General features: G+C 68.8%; 16 protein-coding genes and 1 pseudogene. 14 read left to right on the top strand and 3 right to left on the bottom strand.

Annotated features, from left to right (window positions below):
• Positions 1-2 precede the first annotated feature (2 nt).
• From prpF to B7P44_RS31850, 4 genes are all read left to right on the top strand, one after another.
• Positions 3-1,193 (top strand): 2-methylaconitate cis-trans isomerase PrpF, encoded by a 1,191-nt coding sequence (prpF, locus tag B7P44_RS31865; RefSeq protein ID WP_084909788.1) that lies wholly within the window; start codon positions 3-5, stop codon positions 1,191-1,193.
• 132 nt (positions 1,194-1,325) lie between these two features.
• A complete protein-coding gene (locus tag B7P44_RS31860) occupies positions 1,326-2,378 on the top strand; it encodes a CaiB/BaiF CoA transferase family protein (RefSeq protein WP_084910140.1) in 1,053 nt (350 codons plus the stop codon).
• A gap of 227 nt (positions 2,379-2,605) precedes the next feature.
• Entirely contained in the window at positions 2,606-2,854 is a 249-nt protein-coding gene (locus B7P44_RS31855) for a type II toxin-antitoxin system Phd/YefM family antitoxin (RefSeq protein WP_059610554.1), read from the top strand.
• Positions 2,844-3,125: a type II toxin-antitoxin system RelE family toxin gene (locus tag B7P44_RS31850; RefSeq protein WP_084909787.1), complete on the top strand. Its 282-nt coding sequence runs from the start codon at positions 2,844-2,846 to the stop codon at positions 3,123-3,125. The genes B7P44_RS31855 and B7P44_RS31850 overlap by 11 nt, the downstream gene beginning before the upstream one ends.
• Before the next feature lie 106 nt (positions 3,126-3,231).
• Here B7P44_RS31850 and B7P44_RS31845 read toward each other — a convergent pair whose 3' ends face one another.
• Entirely contained in the window at positions 3,232-3,675 is a 444-nt protein-coding gene (locus tag B7P44_RS31845; protein WP_017331055.1) for a PaaI family thioesterase, read from the bottom strand.
• A gap of 247 nt (positions 3,676-3,922) precedes the next feature.
• Between B7P44_RS31845 and B7P44_RS31840 the strand changes: the two genes are divergently transcribed.
• Complete coding sequence (locus B7P44_RS31840; protein ID WP_084909786.1) at positions 3,923-5,539, top strand: methyl-accepting chemotaxis protein; 1,617 nt, start codon at positions 3,923-3,925, stop codon at positions 5,537-5,539.
• Here B7P44_RS31840 and B7P44_RS31835 read toward each other — a convergent pair.
• Positions 5,512-6,621, bottom strand: coding sequence for an AGE family epimerase/isomerase (locus tag B7P44_RS31835; RefSeq protein WP_084909785.1), 1,110 nt, complete (start codon positions 6,619-6,621; stop codon positions 5,512-5,514). The genes B7P44_RS31840 and B7P44_RS31835 overlap by 28 nt on opposite strands.
• A 154-nt stretch (positions 6,622-6,775) precedes the next feature.
• Between B7P44_RS31835 and B7P44_RS31830 the strand changes: the two are divergent.
• The 6 genes and pseudogenes from B7P44_RS31830 to B7P44_RS31810 form a co-directional block, all read left to right on the top strand.
• A pseudogene (locus B7P44_RS31830) lies at positions 6,776-6,958 on the top strand (MgtC/SapB family protein); the annotation flags it as partial.
• 172 nt (positions 6,959-7,130) lie between these two features.
• Positions 7,131-8,435: a hypothetical protein gene (locus tag B7P44_RS31825; protein ID WP_084909784.1), complete on the top strand. Its 1,305-nt coding sequence runs from the start codon at positions 7,131-7,133 to the stop codon at positions 8,433-8,435.
• A gap of 175 nt (positions 8,436-8,610) precedes the next feature.
• Complete coding sequence (locus tag B7P44_RS37290) at positions 8,611-8,766, top strand: hypothetical protein (protein WP_167389833.1); 156 nt, start codon at positions 8,611-8,613, stop codon at positions 8,764-8,766.
• A gap of 138 nt (positions 8,767-8,904) precedes the next feature.
• A complete protein-coding gene (locus B7P44_RS31820) occupies positions 8,905-9,384 on the top strand; it encodes a GNAT family N-acetyltransferase (RefSeq protein ID WP_084909783.1) in 480 nt (159 codons plus the stop codon).
• Between the two features lie 312 nt (positions 9,385-9,696).
• Positions 9,697-10,104, top strand: coding sequence for a tlde1 domain-containing protein (locus B7P44_RS31815; protein WP_231716763.1), 408 nt, complete (start codon positions 9,697-9,699; stop codon positions 10,102-10,104).
• 1 nt (position 10,105) lies between these two features.
• Positions 10,106-10,342, top strand: coding sequence for a hypothetical protein (locus tag B7P44_RS31810; protein WP_084909781.1), 237 nt, complete (start codon positions 10,106-10,108; stop codon positions 10,340-10,342).
• Positions 10,343-10,442: 100 nt separating this feature from the next.
• Here the strand turns inward: B7P44_RS31810 and B7P44_RS31805 are convergent, their stop codons facing one another.
• Positions 10,443-13,475, bottom strand: a complete 3,033-nt coding sequence (locus B7P44_RS31805; protein ID WP_084909780.1) for a heavy metal translocating P-type ATPase — start codon at positions 13,473-13,475, stop codon at positions 10,443-10,445.
• Positions 13,476-13,695: 220 nt separating this feature from the next.
• On the opposite strand from B7P44_RS31805, the gene B7P44_RS31800 reads away from it, so the two are divergent.
• The 3 genes from B7P44_RS31800 to B7P44_RS31790 all read left to right on the top strand — a co-directional run bounded on the left by B7P44_RS31800 (position 13,696) and on the right by B7P44_RS31790 (position 20,159).
• Positions 13,696-14,256, top strand: a complete 561-nt coding sequence (locus B7P44_RS31800; protein ID WP_084909779.1) for a PH domain-containing protein — start codon at positions 13,696-13,698, stop codon at positions 14,254-14,256.
• 514 nt (positions 14,257-14,770) lie between these two features.
• The gene (locus B7P44_RS31795) at positions 14,771-16,207 is read left to right on the top strand and encodes a DUF1254 domain-containing protein (RefSeq protein ID WP_084909778.1); all 1,437 of its coding nucleotides are present in this window, start codon (positions 14,771-14,773) and stop codon (positions 16,205-16,207) included.
• A gap of 148 nt (positions 16,208-16,355) precedes the next feature.
• Positions 16,356-20,159 (top strand): DUF748 domain-containing protein, encoded by a 3,804-nt coding sequence (locus B7P44_RS31790; RefSeq protein ID WP_084909777.1) that lies wholly within the window; start codon positions 16,356-16,358, stop codon positions 20,157-20,159.
• Positions 20,160-20,170 lie beyond the last annotated feature (11 nt).

Raw genomic sequence — 20,170 nt, 5'->3', positions numbered from 1 at the left:
ACATGGCTCACATTCCTCAAATCAGGATTCCCGCGACCTACCTGCGCGGCGGCACCAGCAAGGGCGTGTTCTTCCGCCTGCAGGACCTGCCCGAGGCCGCGCAGGCGCCCGGCGCCGCGCGCGACGCGCTGCTGCTGCGCGTGATCGGCAGCCCCGATCCGTACGGCAAGCAGATCGACGGGATGGGCGGCGCGACGTCCTCCACCAGCAAGACGGTGATCGTGTCGAAGAGCACGCGGCCCGGCCACGACGTCGACTACCTGTTCGGGCAAGTGTCGATCGACAAGGCGTTCGTCGACTGGACCGGCAACTGCGGCAACCTGTCGGCGGCGGTCGGCCCGTTCGCGATCGGCGGCGGCCTCGTCGATCCGGCCCGCGTGCCGCGCGACGGCGTCGCGACCGTGCGGATCTGGCAGGCGAACATCGGCAAGACGATCGTCGCGCACGTGCCGATCACGAACGGCATGGTGCAGGAGACCGGCGACTTCGAGCTGGACGGCGTCACGTTCCCGGCCGCCGAAGTGCAGCTCGAGTTCATGGACCCGGCCGCCGAGGAAGAAGGCGCGGGCGGGTCGATGTTCCCGACCGGCAACCTCGTCGACGATCTCGCGGTGCCGGGCGTCGGCACGCTGAAGGCGACGATGATCAACGCGGGCATCCCGACGATCTTCGTCGAGGCCGAGGCGATCGGCTATACGGGCACCGAGCTGCAGGATGCGATCAACGGCGACGCGAAGGCGCTCGAGAAGTTCGAGACGATCCGCGCGCACGGCGCGCTGCGCATGGGCCTGATCGACACGCTCGACGAGATCGCGACGCGGCAGCACACGCCGAAGATCGCGTTCGTCGCGAAGCCGGCCGACTATGTCGCGTCGAGCGGCAAGCGCGTCGCGGCCACCGACGTCGACCTGCTGGTGCGCGCGATGTCGATGGGCAAGCTGCATCACGCGATGATGGGCACGGCGGCGGTCGCGATCGGCACGGCCGCCGCGATTCCCGGCACGCTCGTCAACCTGGCGGCGGGCGGCGGCGAGCGCCAGGCGGTGCGCTTCGGGCATCCGTCGGGCACGCTGCGGGTCGGCGCGCAGGCGAAGCAGGAAAACGGCGAGTGGACCGTCACCAAGGCGATCATGAGCCGCAGTGCGCGCGTGCTGATGGAGGGCTGGGTGCGCGTGCCGGGGGATGCGTTCTGACGCGGCGCGACCGGCCCGGTCTGTCGCGCGAAGGCTAGCCCGATCCCTGCGAAGCGGACCCCGCCGAGCAGGGATTTTTCATTTGCAGGGGGCGTCGCGAACGCCATCCGACCGCCAAGCATGGAGAACCGCATGCCGCTCGATTCGCCGCTGAAAGGCGTCCATCTCGTCGAATTCGAAGGCCTCGGCCCCGGCCCGCTCGCGGGCTGGATTCTCGCCGGGATGGGCGCGCAGGTCACGCTGATCGCGCGTCCGTCGGGCCGCACGAGCGCGCCGGACGCGCTGCAGGGCCGCGACGGCGACCTGCTGCGCGAAGGCAAGACGATCGTCCCGCTCGACCTGAAAACGCCGGCGGGGCGTGACGAAGCGCTCGCGCTGATTTCACGGGCCGACGCGCTGATCGAAGGGCTGCGGCCCGGCGTGATGGAGCGCCTCGGGCTCGGTCCGCAGGACTGCGCACCGCACAACCCGCGGCTCGTCTATGGCCGGATGACCGGCTGGGGCCAGGCGGGCCCGCTCTCGGCTGCCGCCGGCCACGACCTGAACTACGTCGCGTTGACCGGCCTGCTGTCGCTCGCCGCGCCGCGCGGCGACAAACCCGGCCTGCCGCCGACCGTCCTCGGCGATGCGGGCGGCGCGCTCGGGCTCGCGTTCGGGATCGTCTGCGCGCTGTTCGACGTGCGCGCGGGCGGGCCGGGGCGGGTGGTCGACGGCGCGATCGTCGACATCGTCGCGATGCTCGGCACGCTCGCGCTGTGGGCGCGCGCGAACGGCCAGCTCGACGGCGCGCAGCCGAGCCTGTTCCACGACGCGCCGTTCTACGACGTCTACCGCTGCGCGGACGGCGAATGCGTGACGATCGGCGCGCTCGAGCCGCCGTTCTATGCATTGCTGGTCGAACGGCTGGGGCTGACGGACGTCGATCCGGCGTCGCAGTATGACCGCGCGCGCTGGCCGGCGCTGAAGGCGCGTTTCGCGGAGGTGTTCGCGCGGCAGCCGTCCGCGCACTGGCGCGCGCTGCTGGAGGGCACCGACGCGTGCTTCGCGCCGGTGCTGAGCGTCGCGGAGGCGGCGCAGCATCCGCATAACGTCGCGCGCGGGATCTATTGCACCGATGCGGGCGGCAACGTGCGCGCGAAGGTCGCGCCGCGTTTCCTGCCGCTGGCGGGTGATGGTGCGGAGTAGGCGCGTCTGCATGCCGGTGTAGTTGCGCCTCCTCACGGGATGAGTGTCAGCGGCTCAGGCAATTGCGCAAGCTGTTGATGCGCGGCGCATCGGACCTTGCAGCGGCAGAGAGCTATGCCGGGCGCGATTCGCGCGGCAGGGCTTCGAGGGTGCGAGAAGACTAATTTTGGCGCTAAATTTGGTGCTAAATGACGTACGATTGGCTCTTATTTGAAGAAGGAGCCGAAATGCCTCACACGATCCTGGCAAGCGTTACGGCGAGCGTCTCCGAGCTGAAGCGGAACCCGATGGGAACCGTCGCGGCGGGAGAGGGTTTCCCGGTGGCGATCCTGAACCACAACGAACCGGCGTTCTATTGCATCCCGGCGAAGACTTGGGAGGCGATGCTCGAACGTCTGGAGGATATCGAAGACAACGCGCTGGCTGATGCGCGTATCAAGGAGAAGGCCGTCAAGGTCAAGCTGAATGACCTTTGAACTCGCATTTCTCGAACCCGCATTGAGAGAGTGGAAGAAGCTTGATCGCACAGTTCGCGACCAGTTCAAATCCAAACTCGCCGAGCGGCTTGAAAAGCCTCGCATACCCTCGGCAAAGCTGCACGGCCACCCGGATCGCTACAAGATCAAGCTACGCAGCGCCGGCTACCGACTCGTCTACGAAGTGCGCGACACGGAGGTCATCGTGCTGGTTGTCGCAGTCGGTCGGCGCGAGCGCGATGCAGTCCATCTTGCTGCAATGAAACGTTAGAACGAGACGCGCAGCGCATCGGCTGCGGCCGCTTGTCCGCATGCTTGGCCGTTCAGGTCGGGCGCGCCTCGTTGCCCTGCAGCTCGATTTCTGTCCGCGCAGCGCCTCAGGCCGTTTCCTCCGGCGCCCCCGGCACCTTTCCGTCGCCGACGCGGTTGATCGTGCCCTGCGCGATCGCGACGAGCCGCTCGTGATCGCCGTCGATGACGAACACGTGACACTGGCAGGTCGCCTGTTGCCGCCCCGCATAGACGAGCTTCGCGCGGGCGACGAGCGTGCCGTTCACCGCCGGCCGCAGGTAGTTGATCTTGTATTCGGCCGTGATGACGCGCGGCCCGAGCGCGAGCGCGCCGGCGAACGTCAGCGCGTTGTCGGCGAGGTAGCTGATGACGCCGCCGTGCACGTAGCCGTGCTGTTGCCGCAACTCGTCGCGCACGGGCAGGCACAGCGACACTTCGTGCTCGCCGATGTGCATCAGCTCCGTGCCGAGCAGCATGCTGAACGGTTGCGCCCGCAATGCGCCGCGGGCGTGATCCACGATGTCCGTCATCGACTTGCCTCGCAATGAGTGGCCGCTTGCGCTGAACTCTAGGAAGCGGGGCGCGGATAAGCAAGGAAATCTGTCCGCATTTCCTGCGATTGGCGGCGCCGCGCAGTGCGATTATTGCGTCGCACGTGCGCGACCTCCCTAATTTGGAGGAGATTCTCGGGCTTACCTGACCGGCGAGCCTAAAGTCCGCCCGGGAAATGCCGCTAACGCCGGGGCATTGCTCCATCGTCGCTTTCCAGGAATTTCCATGTTCAGCAAAATCAAGCTCGCGTCGGGTCTGCTCGGCGTGTTGACCATGTTCTGTCTCTTCATGCTGGCGGTCGAGGCGCTCGGCTTCTGGTCGCTCACCTCGACACGCAGCGGCGTCGACGACCTGTCGAACGTCGCGATCGCGCAGGTCGGCGCGGCGAACCAGGCGACCGAACGCCTGCTCGACGCGCGCATCAACCTGTCGCGCGCCGGCACGCGGATGGTGCGCGGCGGCCCGAAGCCGGACGACATCATCCGCCATGCGAGCGATTCGCTCGCCGAGGCGGACAAGGCATTCGCCACGCTCGCCGCGGCGCAGCCCGTCGACGAGGAGAACCGCACGCGCGTCGCGGCGCTCACCGACCGTTACCGGAAAATCCACGCGGCGCTCGTGGAACTCGTGCAGTTCCTCGACGGCGACAACATCCAGGCGTTTCTCGACCAGCCGACCCAGAGCATCCAGGATGCGTACCTGACCGAGCTGCATCGCTTCGTCGAGTACGGCAGCGCGTCGAGCCGCACCGCGCTCGGCACGATCGACGCGGGCATGAGCTGGTTCAAGTGGGTCGGCATCGTGCTGCTGGCCGCGATGCTGGCGAGCAGCGCGGCGATCTACGCGGCCGCGCGGCGCGCGGTCGTCGCGCCGCTCGACGAGGCGGGCCTTCATTTCGAGCGGATCGCGCAGGGCAAGCTCGACGAGGATGTGCGCGCCGGCGGCGTGTACGAGATCGACCGCATGCTGCGCGGGCTCGCCACGATGCAGGCGAGCATCGCGGAAACCGTGCGCGTCGTGCGCCACGCGTCCGACGCGATCCACCTCGGCGCGGGCGAGATCGCGAGCGGCAATGCGGACCTGTCGGCGCGCACCGGCACGCAGGCCGCGTCGCTCGAGGAAACCGCCGCGAGCATGGAGGAGCTGACCGCGACCGTGCGCCAGAACACCGACAGCGCCCGCGCGGCGAGCGTGCTGGCCGACGACGCGCTCAAGGCGACGAGCCACGGCGGCGGGGTCGTCGACAGCGTGATCGACAAGATGCGCGGCATCGCGCAAAGCTCGGGGCGCATCGCGGAGATCATCTCGGTGATCGACGGGATCGCGTTCCAGACCAACATCCTCGCGCTGAATGCGGCGGTCGAGGCGGCGCGCGCGGGCGAGCAGGGCCGCGGCTTCGCGGTGGTGGCGGGCGAGGTGCGCTCGCTCGCGCAGCGCAGCGCGCAGTCGGCAAAGGAAATCAAGACGCTGATCGAGGATTCGGTCGCACAGATCAACGGCGGCGCGGAGCTCGTCGAGCGCGCGGGCGAAGCGATGCGCACGGTGTCGACGTCGATCTCGCGCGTCGTGCAGACGATGACCGAGATCACGTCGGCGTCGGTCGAGCAGACCGTCGGGATCGAGCAGGTCAATCAGGCCGTCACGCAGATGGACCAGCTGACCCAGCAGAACGCGGCGCTGGTGGAGCAGGTCGCCGCGGCGGCCTCGTCGCTGAGCGACCAGACCACGCACCTGATGCAGGCGGTGTCGGTGTTCGAGCTCGGCGACGTGCGGGCGCTCGGCGGGCGCGCCGCGCCGTCGTTCGGTGCGCCGGCTTACGCGTCGGCGGGCAGCGCCGCGTAAGCGGTCGCGAGGTGGTAGGGCGTCGTCGACGGCATGTCGGCGCGCGCCACCTGCCCATCGGCCGTCTTGCACTCGAACCAGCCGCGCGGATGCAGGAAGCGCGCGGCGAAGCGCTCGATCTGCGCCGCCAGCGGCGCGGATGCCGGCGTGCCGCCGTGCGTCGCGAGCGCGCGCAGATACTCCGTCTGCGCCCAGATCCGCTGCGTGCCGTCCAGGCACGCGCCTTGTGCGTCGAGCGCGGCGCTGACGCCGCCCGTCTGCGCATCGACGCCGTGCCGTTCGGCGAACGCGAAGGCCCGCGCGAGCGCGTCGCGCAGGCCGGTATGCGCGACCCGCGCACCGGCCGCGTCGACCAGATAGAACCATTCGAATTGATGTCCCGGCTCGAAGCGGTTGTCCGCCGAGCCGAGCGGCAGCTCGGCGACGCAGCCGGTGGCCGCGTCGACGAATGTGCGCTCGACCGCCTGCGCGGTGCGCGCGAGCGCGTCGTCGAACGCGGCGTCGCCGAACGCGTCGGACGCGGCGAGCCACGCTTCCGTCAGATGCATCAGCGGATTCTGCAGCGGGCCGCTGCCCGACACCGAGAAATCGGCATAACGCGCGGCGTCGAGCAGCGCGTCGCCGCGTTGCGGCGCGAAGCGGTCTTGGATCAGCGCGGCCGTGTCTTCGGCGACCGTGCGCGCGGCGCGCTCGCCCGAGGCCGCGTGATAGGCGGCACAGGCGAACACGATGAACGCGTGCGTGTACAGGTCCTTGGTCGTGTCGAGCGGCGCACCGGCCGCGTCGATGCTGTAGTGCCAGCCGCCGTGGCGGGCGTCGCGGAAATGGCGGCACAGCGCGTCGAACAGCGTCGCCGCGTGATCGGCCTCGCCCGCCTGCGCGAACACGAACAGCTGCCGCGCGCAGGCCATCGCGCGATAGCGCTCGGCCGGCAGCGGCGCGTGGGTGGCCGGATCGACGGCTTCGAACGGCAACTGCAGCGTGCGTTCGAACCCTGAACCCCGCCAGATTGGCAAGACGACGTGCGCGAAATGGCGGCGCAGTTGAGCGGCCTGGGCGGAAGCGGAGTCGAAATCGGACATGACGGGGTTGGGCGCGTGAATCGAAACGTGTCGGCGCGCGCCGGATGCGCGCGGCCGGGGCCAAGGATAAAGCATTCGGCGGCCCGCACTGCAAAAAGGAGGGAAATCCGATGCTCGGCAACGTTGAACGCGTGATGCGGCTCATCCTGGCGGCGGCTCGGCGCTGTTCATGATCGTGTCGGCGTTCGGCTTCTTCGACGTGCTTGGCCCGCCGCACATCGTGCTCGATCCGTCGCGGGGCGTCGCGCGGGTCGTGTCGGGCATCGGCTTCCTCGGCGCGGGGGCGATCCCGCTGCGCGGCGAGATCGTGCGCGGGCTGACGACGGCCGCGGACCTCGAATACCAGGCGATTCGCGACAAACTGCGCGCGCTGCCCGGCGTGACGCGTTGCGACGACGGCAACGGCGGGTCCGGAGATGAATAGGCGACAGGTCATGCGACAATGCGCGGTCACTGATTCCGTTTGACGCCCCGGTCCCGCGTTCGCGGGGCCACGCATCCCGACCTCCATGACCGAATCCGTAGCCACGCCCCATTCCCGTTCCAACCGTCCGTCCGCGAAGCCGCGCCGTCGCGCTGCTGCCGCCGCGGGCCGCGCGCCGGCTCGCGCGTCGATACAGCCCGGCGGCGACGCGCATCGCGACGAGCGGACGCTCGACCTGTTCGGCGATCCGGTGATGGAGGCTGGCGAAGTGGCGCCGGCCGCGGTGCGCAGCGAGGCGGCCGAGGCCGCGGCGAGCGATGCGCCGGATCATCAGCAAGCGACGCTTGATGGGTTCGGCGCGTCGGAGGCGCGCGTCACGGACGGCGAAACCGATGACGGCGGTGCGCGGGAGGTGGCTGCGCCTGGCGGCGAGGTTGCTGCCGATGGCGTAACGGCGGAGGCCGGGCATGCGCCCGGGGCTGCTGACGCCGCAGCGGAGGCGGCGTTCGAGTCGACGGGGAAAGACATGCCGGCTCGTGCGGATTACGAACTGACCGCCGAGGCGGCGGTGGAAGTCGCCCCCGACGTGACGGCGCAGGATGTGTCGGTTCACACCACCGACGCCGCGTCGGCGGACCGCGTCGTGCCGAACAGTACCGAGGACATCGCGATCGCCGGTGCAGCGGCGACGCTGCCGCTTGCAGCGGCTGCCGCCGTTTCCACGAAAGATGACGGCGGCGCGGCAACGAAGCCGGCGACCCCGCGCGCGGCAGGCGCCCGTTCGTCGACGGGGACGAAGCGCCGCACGTCGACGGCAGCTGCCCGCGAAGCGGCCGCACAACCCGCGCCGGCAGCGGCCGACGCAGTTTCCGAGCCGCGCATGACCGCCCCTGCCGTGAGCGCCGAGCCTTCCGTCGCCGCGCCCGAACGCGACGCTGCGGCTGCGTCGGCCGCGCGGCCGGCGGCCTCCGCGGCGACGTTCGTCACGAAACCGTCGGCGGACCGCGCCGAGCCGTCGTTCGACGCCGATGCGCATCTGCGTCCGCTCTCCGACCGTCTCGCCGCATTGCAGGCGGAGACGACCGCGCTGCACCGCGCGGCCGATCGGGAAATGCGCCGGGTGAACCGCCTGTTGCTGGCGCTGGCCGTCGTCGTGCTGGCCGGGCTCGTCGCGCTGGTGATGCAGACGATGCAGTTGTCGCACCTGAAGCTCGGCGCCGTCGCCCAGCAGCAGCGAATCGATCGCCTGACCGCCGATCTGGCGACGCAGCAGGCCACGATCACGACGCTCGAGCAGCACAACGACGCGCTCCTGTCGCAAGTCGACCGCCTGGAACGCCACGCGAGCCGCCAGCCGGCGGTGGCGAAGCGGGTCCGTCGCGGCCGCTGAACGTTCAGACCCTACCTGGCGAGCCGCGCCGCGCCTGGATCGGCATGTGCAGCGCCTGGCTCGTCGTCGACCGGTTGCGGCAAATTGCTGCGGCACGCTGGCAGAGTCTAGGGAAAACCCTTAGAATGGAGTCCATCTAAGGGATAACCCTAGCCATACTTGTCGGGAGTCGCACATGAGCTTCATCCTCGCCCTGCTGCAAAAGATCGACGATCTCTTCGTTTCGCCGCACCTGCCGCTCGATGCGGAATACTCGTACGCCGCGCGTCGCGCCGAAGCCGAGCGCGTGCGCCAGTCGCACCTCGTGCCGCTTTGCCTGTACCGTCGCTGATTCGCTGATTCGCTGATTCGCTGATTCAGCGCGGCGCCCGCCGCACCTGCCCGCCCGTTTCCGCCGCCGCACCGCACGTGTGCGTGCGCGACCGTCCCGCTACACTGGAAGTCGGATTCCTCTCACGGCGACCGGGCCATGCTGCAGATGCGGCCGATGACGGCCGGTGAATTTCATGCGTACCGCACGCGAGCCATCGACGGCTACGCGCGCGACCTTGTCTCATCCGGGCAGAACGCCGTCGAAGACGCGCCCGCCCGCGCCCGGGCCTGTTTCGACACCTTGTTGCCGGACGGCCTGCTGACACCCGGCCAGATACTCGTCTCCCTTGTCGACGCCGCCGATGGCGATGCGCTCGGCGATCTCTGGTACGCGATCGTGACCGAAGGTCCGAACCGCACGCTGTTCATCTACGATCTCGAAATTGCACCGTCCAGGCGACGCCAGGGCTGGGCCACGCGCGTGCTCGACGCGCTCGAGGCCGAGGCGCGCCGGTACGGCGTGACCGAGATCGGCCTGTCCGTGTTCAATCACAACACGGCGGCGCGGGCGCTGTATCGCGCGTGCGGTTTCGTGCCGATCACGACGACGCTGATCAAGCCGGTCGTGTCGGGCTAACGACGAAGATTTGAATGCTCGCACGTGTAGCGTTTGCAGTTCGACACGCTTTCGCGTCAGAGCGCAGATTGGGTGGTAGTTCGCTTCGTATAGGCCTGTGAGCTCGATTCAACGTCTTGAGGGTGGCGCGCTCGAATCCGCAGACCAACTGGCACCCTGCAGCGCAGCTTATGATCGGCAGGCCAATGCTTTGGCACACTCGAATTGCTAAAAAAAGCCGAGGATAACGAACGATGGAGAACAAGTACGCCGCCGAACGCGGTAATCCGAGTGTACCCGCGTGCGCGCGCGCTTCCATTTCACTCCGATTCGATGGCCGCTTTTTTGGCCATGACTGGTAGTGCGACCAAGATATATCCCGCTGTTTCCGGCCGTCCGGATAATCATGGCAATTTTGATTATTCGAGCGCTCGACAACAGATGGGAAATGTTGGCCCTATACCGCCTGGACAATACTGGATTCAACCTTCCCAGATGTGGACAAATCGCTGGTACAACATCGATCCGCGTGCAGCGTGGGGAGATCACCGACTGACCATCCACGTGATGCCCGGCACCCAGACGTACGGTCGCGGTGGATTCTTTATTCACGGCGGCGATCACGCCGGGTCCGCCGGTTGCATCAATCTTCACGCAGGAATGGAGGATTTCGTTCGCGACATCGAGGCGGCAACGAAGGCTGCGTCGGAGTGCTACATTCCGCTGACGGTTCAATACTGACATGCGAAAGCACCCGTTGCGCATGTTGACCGGTGCGGCACTGCTGGTCATGCTCGTGCTCGTTTTCGCGTTCAATGCGATCAACCTCAAGGAGGCGTACGGCGACGGTCCGCCCTACTACGCACGCACAACCAACATGGACAAATGGACGGACCCGCTTCCGATGCTCGGTATCGTCGATGGAGCGATGTTGGTCGCGATCGGAGCGTACTTCTTCTGGATTCGTCGACATCGATGAACCGGTTCTCCAAGCGGCTCCATGCAAACGGGCCCGGCGAAACCGGGCCCGTCCTTTCCTCTCCTTTATTGCGCCGCGCTCCGTCGCGCGGCCCGCCGCGTCACCGCGCGCGCCCCTTCCATCTCCGCAGCAGCAGCGCGTTCGTCACCACGCTCACGCTGGAAAACGCCATCGCCGCGCCCGCGATCACCGGGTTCAGCCAGCCGAGCGCCGCGAGCGGCACGCCGACCAGGTTGTAGACGAACGCCCAGAACAGGTTCTGCTGGATCTTGCGGTACGTGCGCTTCGAGATGTCGATCGCGTCAGCGACGAGACTCGGGTCGCCGCGCATCAGCGTGATGCCGGCGGTGTGCATCGCGACGTCGGTGCCGGTCGCCATCGCGATGCCGACGTCGGCCGCGGCGAGCGCGGGCGCGTCGTTGATCCCGTCGCCGACCATCGCGACGATGCCGTCATGCGTGCGCTTCAGTTCCGCGACGACGCGCGCCTTGTCGTCCGGCAGCACCTGCGCATGGACCTCGCCGATGCCGAGCGACGCCGCGACGGCCGCCGCGCTGCCGCGGTTGTCACCCGTCAAGAGCACGCTCGCGACGCCGCGCGCGGCGAGCGCCGCGATCGCGTCGCGTGCGCCGGGCTTCACGGTGTCGCCGAACGCGATCAGCGCGAGCGGCGCACGCGGCGCGTCGGCGCGCATCAGCCACGAGATCGTGTTGCCGGCGCGTTCGAGCTCGGCCGCGCGCGCGTCGAGCGCGGGCGGCACGGCGACGCCCAGCTCGTCGCGCCAGCGCGTGCTGCCGAGCGCCAGCAGCCGGCCGTCGACACGCGCCTCGACGCCGCGTCCGGCGACCGCCCGCGCGTCGGCCGCGACGCTCGCCGCGGTTGCGCCGCCGCGCGCCGCGACGTCGGCATGGTGCGCGGCGACCACGGCGCGCGCCAGCGGATGATCGCTGTGACGCTGCACCGCCGCGGCGAGCGCGAGCGCTTCGTCGCGCGGCAGGCCGACCGCGTCGAACGCGGTGACGGACGGCTTGCCTTCGGTCAGCGTGCCGGTCTTGTCGAACGCGATCACGGTCGCGCGCTGCGCGAGCTCGAGCGCCTGCGCGTCCTTGATCAGCACGCCGTGACGCGCGGCGACGCCGGTGCCGGCCATGATCGCGGCAGGCGTCGCGAGGCCGAGCGCGCACGGGCACGCGATCACGAGCACCGCGACCGCGTTGAGGATCGCGGTTTCCGCGCCCGCGCCGGCGATCAGCCAGCCGATCAGCGTCAGCGCCGCGATGCCGAGGATCGCCGGCACGAACACCGCGCTGACGCGGTCGACGAGCCGCTGGATCGGCGCCTTCTCCGCCTGCGCGGATTCGACCAGCCGGATGATGCGGGCGAGCGTCGTCTCCGCGCCGATCGCGGTGGTCTCGACGACCAGCGCGCCTTCGCCGTTGATCGAGCCGGCCGTCACCGGATCGCCGTCGTCCTTCGCGACCGGCAGGCTTTCACCGGTGATCAGCGATTCGTCGATGTGCGAGCGGCCCGACACGACCCGGCCGTCCACCGGCACCCGTTCGCCGGGCCGGATGCTGACGGCCGTGCCGACGCGCACCTGCGCGAGCGGCACGTCGCGTTCGACGCCGTGTTCGACGATGCGCGCGCGGTCCGGCCGCAGCGCGTTCAGCGCGCGGATCGCTTCGGTGGTCTGGCGCTTCGCGCGCGCTTCGAGCCATTTGCCGAAGCGCACCAGCGTGATGATCACGGCCGACGCCTCGAAATACAGATGGCCCGGATGCATGGGGTCGCGCAGCAGCATCCACAGGCTCAGGCCGTAGGCGGCCGACGTGCCGAGCGCGACGAGCAGGTCCATGTTGCCGGCGCGCGCCTTGATCGCGTGCCAGGCCGCGCGGTAGAAGCGTGCGCCGAAGCCGAACTGGACGACCGACGCCAGCGCCAGCTGGAGCCAGCCGTTGAGCATTGCGTCGACGCCGAACGGCGCGGCGAACATCGGCGCGATCAGCGGCGCGCTCAGCAGCGCTGCGGCGATCACGAGGTTGCGTTCGCGGATCGCTTCGCGGCGCTTGCGCGTGTCGGCGTCCGGTTTCGTGCCGGCGGGCGCGTCGGATGCGCCTGCCGACGGCGCGGCGGCGCGCGACGCCTGATAGCCGGCGGCCGTGACGGCGGCAATCAGCGCGGCCGGGTCGAGCGGGGCGACGCCTTGCACCGTGGCGCGCTCGGTCGCGAGATTGACGGATGCGCGGGCGACGCCCGGCACGTTCGCGAGCGCTTTTTCGACGCGGCCGGCGCAGGATGCGCAGGTCATGCCGCCGATGTCGAGCTCGACAGCGCCGGACGCGGCCTCCGGCGCGATGGCGGCCTCCGGTTCCGCGACCGGCGTCGCCTGGTAGCCGGCCTGCTTGACTGCGTCGACCAGTTGGGTGGTCGTCACGCCGGCCGCCGCGTCGACCGTGGCGCGCTCGGTCGCGAGATTGACGGACGCGCGGGCGACGCCCGGCACGTTCGCGAGCGCCTTTTCGACGCGGCCGGCGCAGGATGCGCACGTCATCCCGCCGATGTCGAGCTCGGCATGTAGGGCAGCGGGAGGCGGTGCGACGGCCGCGTCCGGTTCGGCGACGGGGCGCGCGACGAGTGTCGCGAGATAGCCGGCCTGCTTGACCGCGTCCGCCAGCCGGGACGCTGGAACGCCCGCCGCGTCGACCGTCGCGCGCTCGGTCGCGAGATTGACCGACGCGCGCGTGACGCCCGGCACGCCGGCCAGCGCCTTTTCGACGCGCGCGACGCACGATGCGCAGGTCATCCCTTCGATTTCGAGTTCGATTGGCGCGGTCGCGGTGGTGGCCGGCGATGCCGGCGCAGGCTCGTCGGCGTGGCGCCCGTTTGCGTCCGCCGGCTCGCGCAACGTCGCGCGATAGCCCGCGTCGCCGATCGCCTCGACCAGCCGGGCCGGATCGACCGTGTCGTGCGCGCTCACGGTGGCCGAGCGATCGTCGAGATCGACGATGGCGTCGACGACGCCCGGCACGCCGGCCAGCGCGCGCTGCACACGCCCGGTACAGCCGCCGCAATGCATGCCGTCCACCGTCAGCACGATCGTGTTCAGTGCCGCCGAGGCGATAGGTTCTGTCATGTCGGGTCCCCAAAAAACGCGGTCTGAGCCGCAGACAGGTCGAGTATCAACATTCCCATGGTGGGAAGGTCAAGCGGCAGCGGCGATGCGCCGCAGGGGCGACGCCCGGTCCGCCACGCCGCTTGGTGTACGAACAGATTACGGTCAACGCCGTCATAAAGCTGTTCAAGGGTTCCGGCTGTAAAATCCGATGCTTTATACAAACAATAAGGGCCGCGGGATGTTTGATTTCAAGAATGCCACCAAAGAAGCACTGAAGATCGAGTATGACCGCATCGCTCGTGAAATCGGCGACGATCAGTTTTTCACGAAAAAGGAACTGAATCACCTTCCCGAAATCCTGATGGACGGTGAGCAGGTGCTGGCCTTCTCGTCTGGAATGATGGATGGCAATACGTGGCTGATCGTGCTGACCGACCACCGAATCCTGTTCCTCGATAAAGGTCTGATCTACGGCCTCAAGCAGATCTCGATCAACCTCAACAAGATCAATGCGGTATCGGGAAAGACCGGCATGATGCTGGGTGAAATCCGCATCGAGGATGGCGCCAGTGAGCGGATCATCAAAAACGTCTGGAAGAAGACGGTCGTGCCGTTCACGAACAAGGTGAGAGATGCGATTCACGAGTACTCGCGCGCGGCGCATTCCCCCGCCGCCGCGTCCGCGCCGCCGGCTGCGGACGACGTCGTGTCGAAACTGGAGCGACTCGCCGCGCTGAAAGAGCGAGGAATACTGACCGACGCGGAATTCGCCGAGCAGAAGGCGAAGATCCTGGCGTAAAGGCACAGTGGCGGGTGGTACATGGCGGCCCATTGCACCGCCGCAAGCAATGGGTCCTTTTAAATCCAGTGCCGCCTGCGACCGTTTTACCCCCCCAAAAAGGGAAGGCGGTACTTTTCACTCCACGCCCGGACAGTCGATCTCCGGCACCTCGCTCGCGTTGACCTCCGGGTCGAGATTCGGCATACGACCTCCGCTGCAGTCCGACGGGTGCGCGATTCCGTCGCCGCACCCTGAGCCAGGAGCGGGCCATGTAACAACGCGAGCGGTCTCCGCACGCTCCTGTCGCCTTCCGCAGCCTTCATGCCGTCAACGGCGGCAATATCAGGCATTCGGCACATTGGGGAATGCCCCGAGGCGCTATGATACCGGCCTGACGATAGCGCCCACTGCAGTGAAATTGCAGCGTGGCCAGGCCGGGGCAGCCTTGATTGACCTTGTTTAGCCTTGGATTCGCAGTTTGCGAGTTGAGCAAGGCATTGATTTATAAAGAATTAGATACGGCCAAGAATCAATGATTAAAACCCGACGAGAATCCGTTTCTCTGCGGCGCGCCTGTGCGTCGCTGGCCATCGCGGCCCTCCTGGCCGGATGCGCCACCCAACCCGACGCGATTCCGCGCAAGACCGGCTGGATGCGTGCCGAAGTGGCCGACGCCTATATCTATGCGTACCCGCTCGTGATGATGGACGTCGCGAAGGACGCCGCCACCGGCGGCGACGGCGCGCAGCCCGGCCAGGCGCCCGTCAACACGCTGCGCCACGCGCAGGCGCTGCCGCCCGTCGGCGCGGTCAATCCGCCGCTGCCGGGCGTCGACACGCTCGATTCGACCGGCTGGCTCGACGTGGCCGCCGAGCCGGTGATCGTCACGCTGCCCGACACTCGCGGCCGCTACTGGGACGCCCGCGCGCTCGACATGTGGACCAACGTGCTGTGGTCGTCGAATTCGGCCGCGCGCGGCCCGCGCGGCGGCCCCCGATCGCAAACGATTGCCTTCGCCGCGAAGGACTGGCAGGGCACGCTGCCGAAGGGCGTGACGCGCGTCGACGCGCCGTCGCGCAACGCGTGGCTCGAAGTGCGCCTGCAGACGAGCGGCGGCCGCGACCTGACCGCCGTGAAGAAACTGCAGCGCGCGATCCGCGTGGTGCCGCTGTCGGTGTATACGGGCGCGGCGCGCGGCGCGTCGGTCGCGGTGCACGCCGGCAGCGCAGCCGCTGAGGCGGCGAGCGGCGGCACGCCGGCCGAGCAGGTCGCGGCGCTCGACCCGAAGGCGTACTTCACGCGCTTCGCACAGGCGCTGCAGGACAACCCGGCGCCCGCCGACGACGCGCATGCGCAGCAGCAGCTCGACGAAATCGGGGTGATGGCCGGCTATCCGGTGCTGTGGACGGGCGACCGCCTCACGGCCGCGACGGCGGGCGTCGCCGAAGCGCGCGCGCGGCTCGCGGCGCCACCGCCGAACCTGCTGAACGCGAACGGCTGGAGCTGGATCGGCGACACCGCCGGCAAGTACGGTCAGGACTACGCGCTGCGCGCCTACGCGGCCTACACGCAGTTCGGCACCGCGACGCGCGACGACGAGACGCTCGCGGTGGTGCGCGTCGACAGCGACGGCCATGCGCTGAACGGCGCGAACCGCTACACGCTGCATTTCGCGCCGAGTGCGCTGCCGCCGGTGCGCGCGTTCTGGACGCTCACGCCCTACACGATGGGCGGCGCGCTGCCCGACGTCGGCGCCGCCCGCCGCTCGCTCGGCGATCGCGACCGGCTGCGCCGCAACCGCGACGGCTCGATCGACATCGTCGTGTCGGCGACGTCGCCGGGCGGCGCGAACGCGGCGAACTGGCTGCCGGCGCCGCGCGCGGACTTCGCGCTGGCGCTGCGGCTCTACGCGCCGAAGCCGAAGGCGAGCGACGGCTCGTGGATGCCGCCCGTCGTCGTGCGCAAGTGAACGCGCCGCCGCCGCGCCGGTCCGACCGACAGGCGCGGCGGCGGACCCATCTGCGTTCCGTCATCCCCTGAGCCTATACTTGCGGGAAACGGGCCGGATCGCTCCGATTCCCCGGATTCCCTGAACGTTGCTCCCAAGGCAATCCAGCATGGCAAGCCCCAATAAAGAAACCGTTTCCTCGACGCTGCATGCGCTGCGCGACGTCGCGCGCGCGCGCCGGACCCGGCGCATCGGCCTCGGCGTGCTGATCTTCCTCGTTTTGTTCGGACTGCTCGGGTTCTTCGCCGCGCCGCCGCTGATCCGCCACATCGCCGAACAGCAGTTGAGCCGGCAGCTCGACCGTCCCGCGACGATCCGGCGCATCGCGCTCAACCCGTACACGCTGAACCTCGAAGCCGACGGCATCCATCTCGGCGAGCGCGGCGGCCAGGGCGATTTCATCGACATCGGCAAGCTCGTCGTGCGCCCGTCGTGGACGTCGCTGTTCCGCGGCGCACCGATCGTCAACGAAGTCCGCCTCGATGCGCCGCGCTTTCACATCGTGCGCTACGACGCGCAGCGCTTCAACTTCACCGACCTGATCGAGAAGTTCTCGACGCCGTCGAAGCCCGAAAGCAAGCCGACGCACTTCTCGGTGTCGAACATCCAGATCAACGACGGCCGGATCGACTTCGACGACCGCCTGCTGAATGAGAAGCACGTCGTCGACAACTGGACGCTCGGCGTTCCGTACATCGCGACGCTGCCGTCGAAGACCGACATCTTCGTCCAGCCGAAGCTGCGCATGCGATTCGACGGCAGCCCGATCGCGATCGACGGCCGGACCAAGCCGTTCGCGCAGTCGCGCGAATCGGAGATCGAGCTGAAGTTCGACAAGCTCGATGTGCCGAAGCTGATCTCGTATGCGCCGGCGAAGCTGCCGGTCGCGGTGACGAGCGGCCTGCTCAGCAGCAACCTCAAGCTCAATTTCGTGATGAGCGGCGAGACGCCGACGCTGCGCGTGTCGGGCACCGTCGACCTGAACGACGCGAAGGTGACGAGCGCGGCGTCCGAGCCGCTGTTCGCCGCGCGCGGCGTGCACGTCGCGGCGGCCGGCCTCGAGCCGCTGCGCAACGTGCTGCATTTCGACGAGATCCGGGTCGACCAGCCGGTCGTCGATCTCGCGCGCGACCGGCAGGGCGTGCTGAATGTCGAGAAGCTGGCCGCGCACCCGGCGGCGCAGCCCAACGCGAAGGCGCCGTCGGCCGCGCCGGCGGCGTCGGGCGTGGCCGCGCCGGCAACGGCGAGCGCGGCGCAGGCCGCATCGGGCGCCGAAGCGCCGGCCGAAACGAAAGCGCCGCCGCTCGACCTGACGATCCGCCATGTCGCGATCGACGGCGGCACGATCAATCTGGACGACCGCGTGCCCGCGACGCCGACCGCGCTGTCGCTCACGAAACTGGCGGCGACGCTCGACGGCTTCACGCTGCAGGGCAACACGCCGGCGAAGTACACGCTGTCGACGTCGCTGTCGCGCGGCGGCGACGTGAAGGCCGAAGGCGCGTTCAGTGTCGCGGCGAAGCAGGCCGACACGAAGCTGACGGTCGATGCGCTCGCGCTGCCCGCGCTGCAGCCGTATCTCGGCGAAGCGACGCGCGCGCGCGTGCTCGACGGCACGCTCGGCGCGACGGTCAACGCGAAGGCCGACTGGGGCAAGACGCCGCTCGACGCGCAGGTCGCCGACAGCGTGGTGAGCCTGAAGTCGCTGAAGATCGCGACGCCGGACGCGAAGACGCCGGCCATCGTGCTGCCCGACGCGAGCGCGAAGATCGCGAAGGTCGATCTCGCGACGCGCACCGCACAGATCGCGAGCGTCGACGCGAGCGGGCTCGCGCTCGACGTGAAGCGCCTGAAGGACGGCACGATCGACCTCGCGGCGCTGGCGGGCCCCGAGCAGAAGGCGCTGCCCGCGCGCACGGTCGCGCACAAGGCGGAGGCCGCCGCGCCGTCGTGGCATTACCGGATCGACGCGCTGAACGTGAAGGATTCGGCGGCGAACTACACGGACCTGTCGACGCCGCGTCCGGTGAAGCTCGCGATCAAGCCGCTGGCGTTGTCCGTCCAGAAGATCAGCGACGACCTGACCAAGCCGCTGCCGGTGGAGCTGAAGGCGACCCTGAACCGCAAGGGCTCGCTGAACGTGTCGGGCGACGTCACCGCGCAGCCGCTCAAGCTCGGCCTGAAGATCAACGGCAACCGCCTCGACGCGGCCGCGTTCGAGCCGTATTTCGGCAGTGCGCTGAACGCGACCGTCGCGAGCGCGCTGCTCAATGCGAACGGCAACCTGGCGTTCGCGCAGGCGAACGACGCGATCCGCGCGTCGTATCGCGGCGACGCGGCGCTCGTCGACGTGCGGATGCTCGACAAGGCGACGTCCGACCCGTTCGCGGGCTGGCGCTCGCTCGCGCTGTCGAACCTGAAGGCGACCTACGACGAGAAGGGCACCGACGTCGACGCGGCGCGCGTGACGTTCTCGAACTTCTACGGCCGCGTGCTGCTCGACGCGCAAGGGCGGCTGAACCTGAAGGACATCGTCGCGAAGGAATCGGGCCCCGCGCAGTCGCTGACGCGCGACACGAGCAAGGGCGAGCCGGTGCCGCTGTCGCCGCAGGGCGCGTCGGCGACGGCCGTCGCGCAGGCGGCGTCGGCCGCGCAGCAGGCGTCCGCGCCGGCCGCCGCGTCGGCGACGGCGGTCGTCAAGGCCGCGCCGCCGCCGCAGAACCCGGTGCGGGTGCATTTCGGCGAGTTCGTGCTGCAGAACGGCCGCGTGAACTACACCGACAACTTCATCAAGCCGAACTACACGGCGAACCTCGTCGCGATCAAGGGCACGATCGGCGCGTTCGGCACCGATTCGACCACGTCCGCACCGGTCGACGTCGCCGCGAACCTCGCGGGCAACGGGCCGATCTCGATCAAGGGCTCGGTCAACCCGTTGATCGCGAAGCCGGCGCTCGACCTCACCGCGACCGCGCACGACATCGAGCTGACCAACCTGACGCCGTATTCGGCGAAGTACGCGGGCTATCCGATCACGAAGGGCAAGCTCAACGTCGACCTGCATTACGAGCTTGCGAACGACCAGCTGTCGGCGAACAACCACATCTTCATCGACCAGCTGACGTTCGGCGACCGCGTCGAGAACGACACGGCGACCAAGCTGCCGGTGAAGCTCGCGATCTCGCTGCTGAAGAACTCGCGCGGCGAGATCGACGTGAACCTGCCGGTGTCGGGCTCGCTGTCGAATCCGGAGTTCAGCGTCGGCGGGCTGGTCTGGCGCGCGGTGCTGAACCTGATCGCGAAGGCGGTCACGTCGCCGTTCACGCTGCTCGCGCACGCGTTCGGCAGCGGCGGCGAGGAGCTCGGCTACGTCGAGTTCGCGCCGGGCTCGGACGAGCTCGCCGACGCGCAGCAGAAGAAGCTCGACACGGTCGTGAAGATGCTGAACGAGAAGCAGTCGATCCGCCTCGACCTGATCGGCCGCGTCGATCCGGACAAGGACACGCCGGGGCTGCGCCAAACCTACGTCGAGCGGCTCGTGCGCCAGCAGAAGCTGAAGGACGTCGTCGGGCAGGGCGAGAGCATCGATCCGCGCTCGGTGAAGGTCGAGCCGGCCGAATACCACACGTACCTGACGCGTGCGTACAAGGCCGCCGACTTCAAGAAGCCGCGCAACCTGATCGGCCTGCAGAAGACGCTGCCGGACGACGACATGAAGCAGGCGCTCGCCGAGCACGCGCCGGTCGACGAAGGCAGCCTGCGCACGCTCGCGCAGGCGCGCGCGCAGTCGGTGCGTCAGTACCTCGAAGGGAAGATCGATGCGAGCCGGATGTTCATCGTCGCGCCGAAGCTCGATGCGAAGGGCATCGAGGACAAGGGCGCGACGACGCGCGTCGACTTCGGGTTGAAGTAATCCCGCCGCGC

This window comes from Burkholderia ubonensis subsp. mesacidophila (assembly GCF_002097715.1).
In the GTDB taxonomy this organism is placed as follows: domain Bacteria; phylum Pseudomonadota; class Gammaproteobacteria; order Burkholderiales; family Burkholderiaceae; genus Burkholderia; species Burkholderia mesacidophila.
This window is presented reverse-complemented; position numbering and strand designations above follow the sequence as displayed.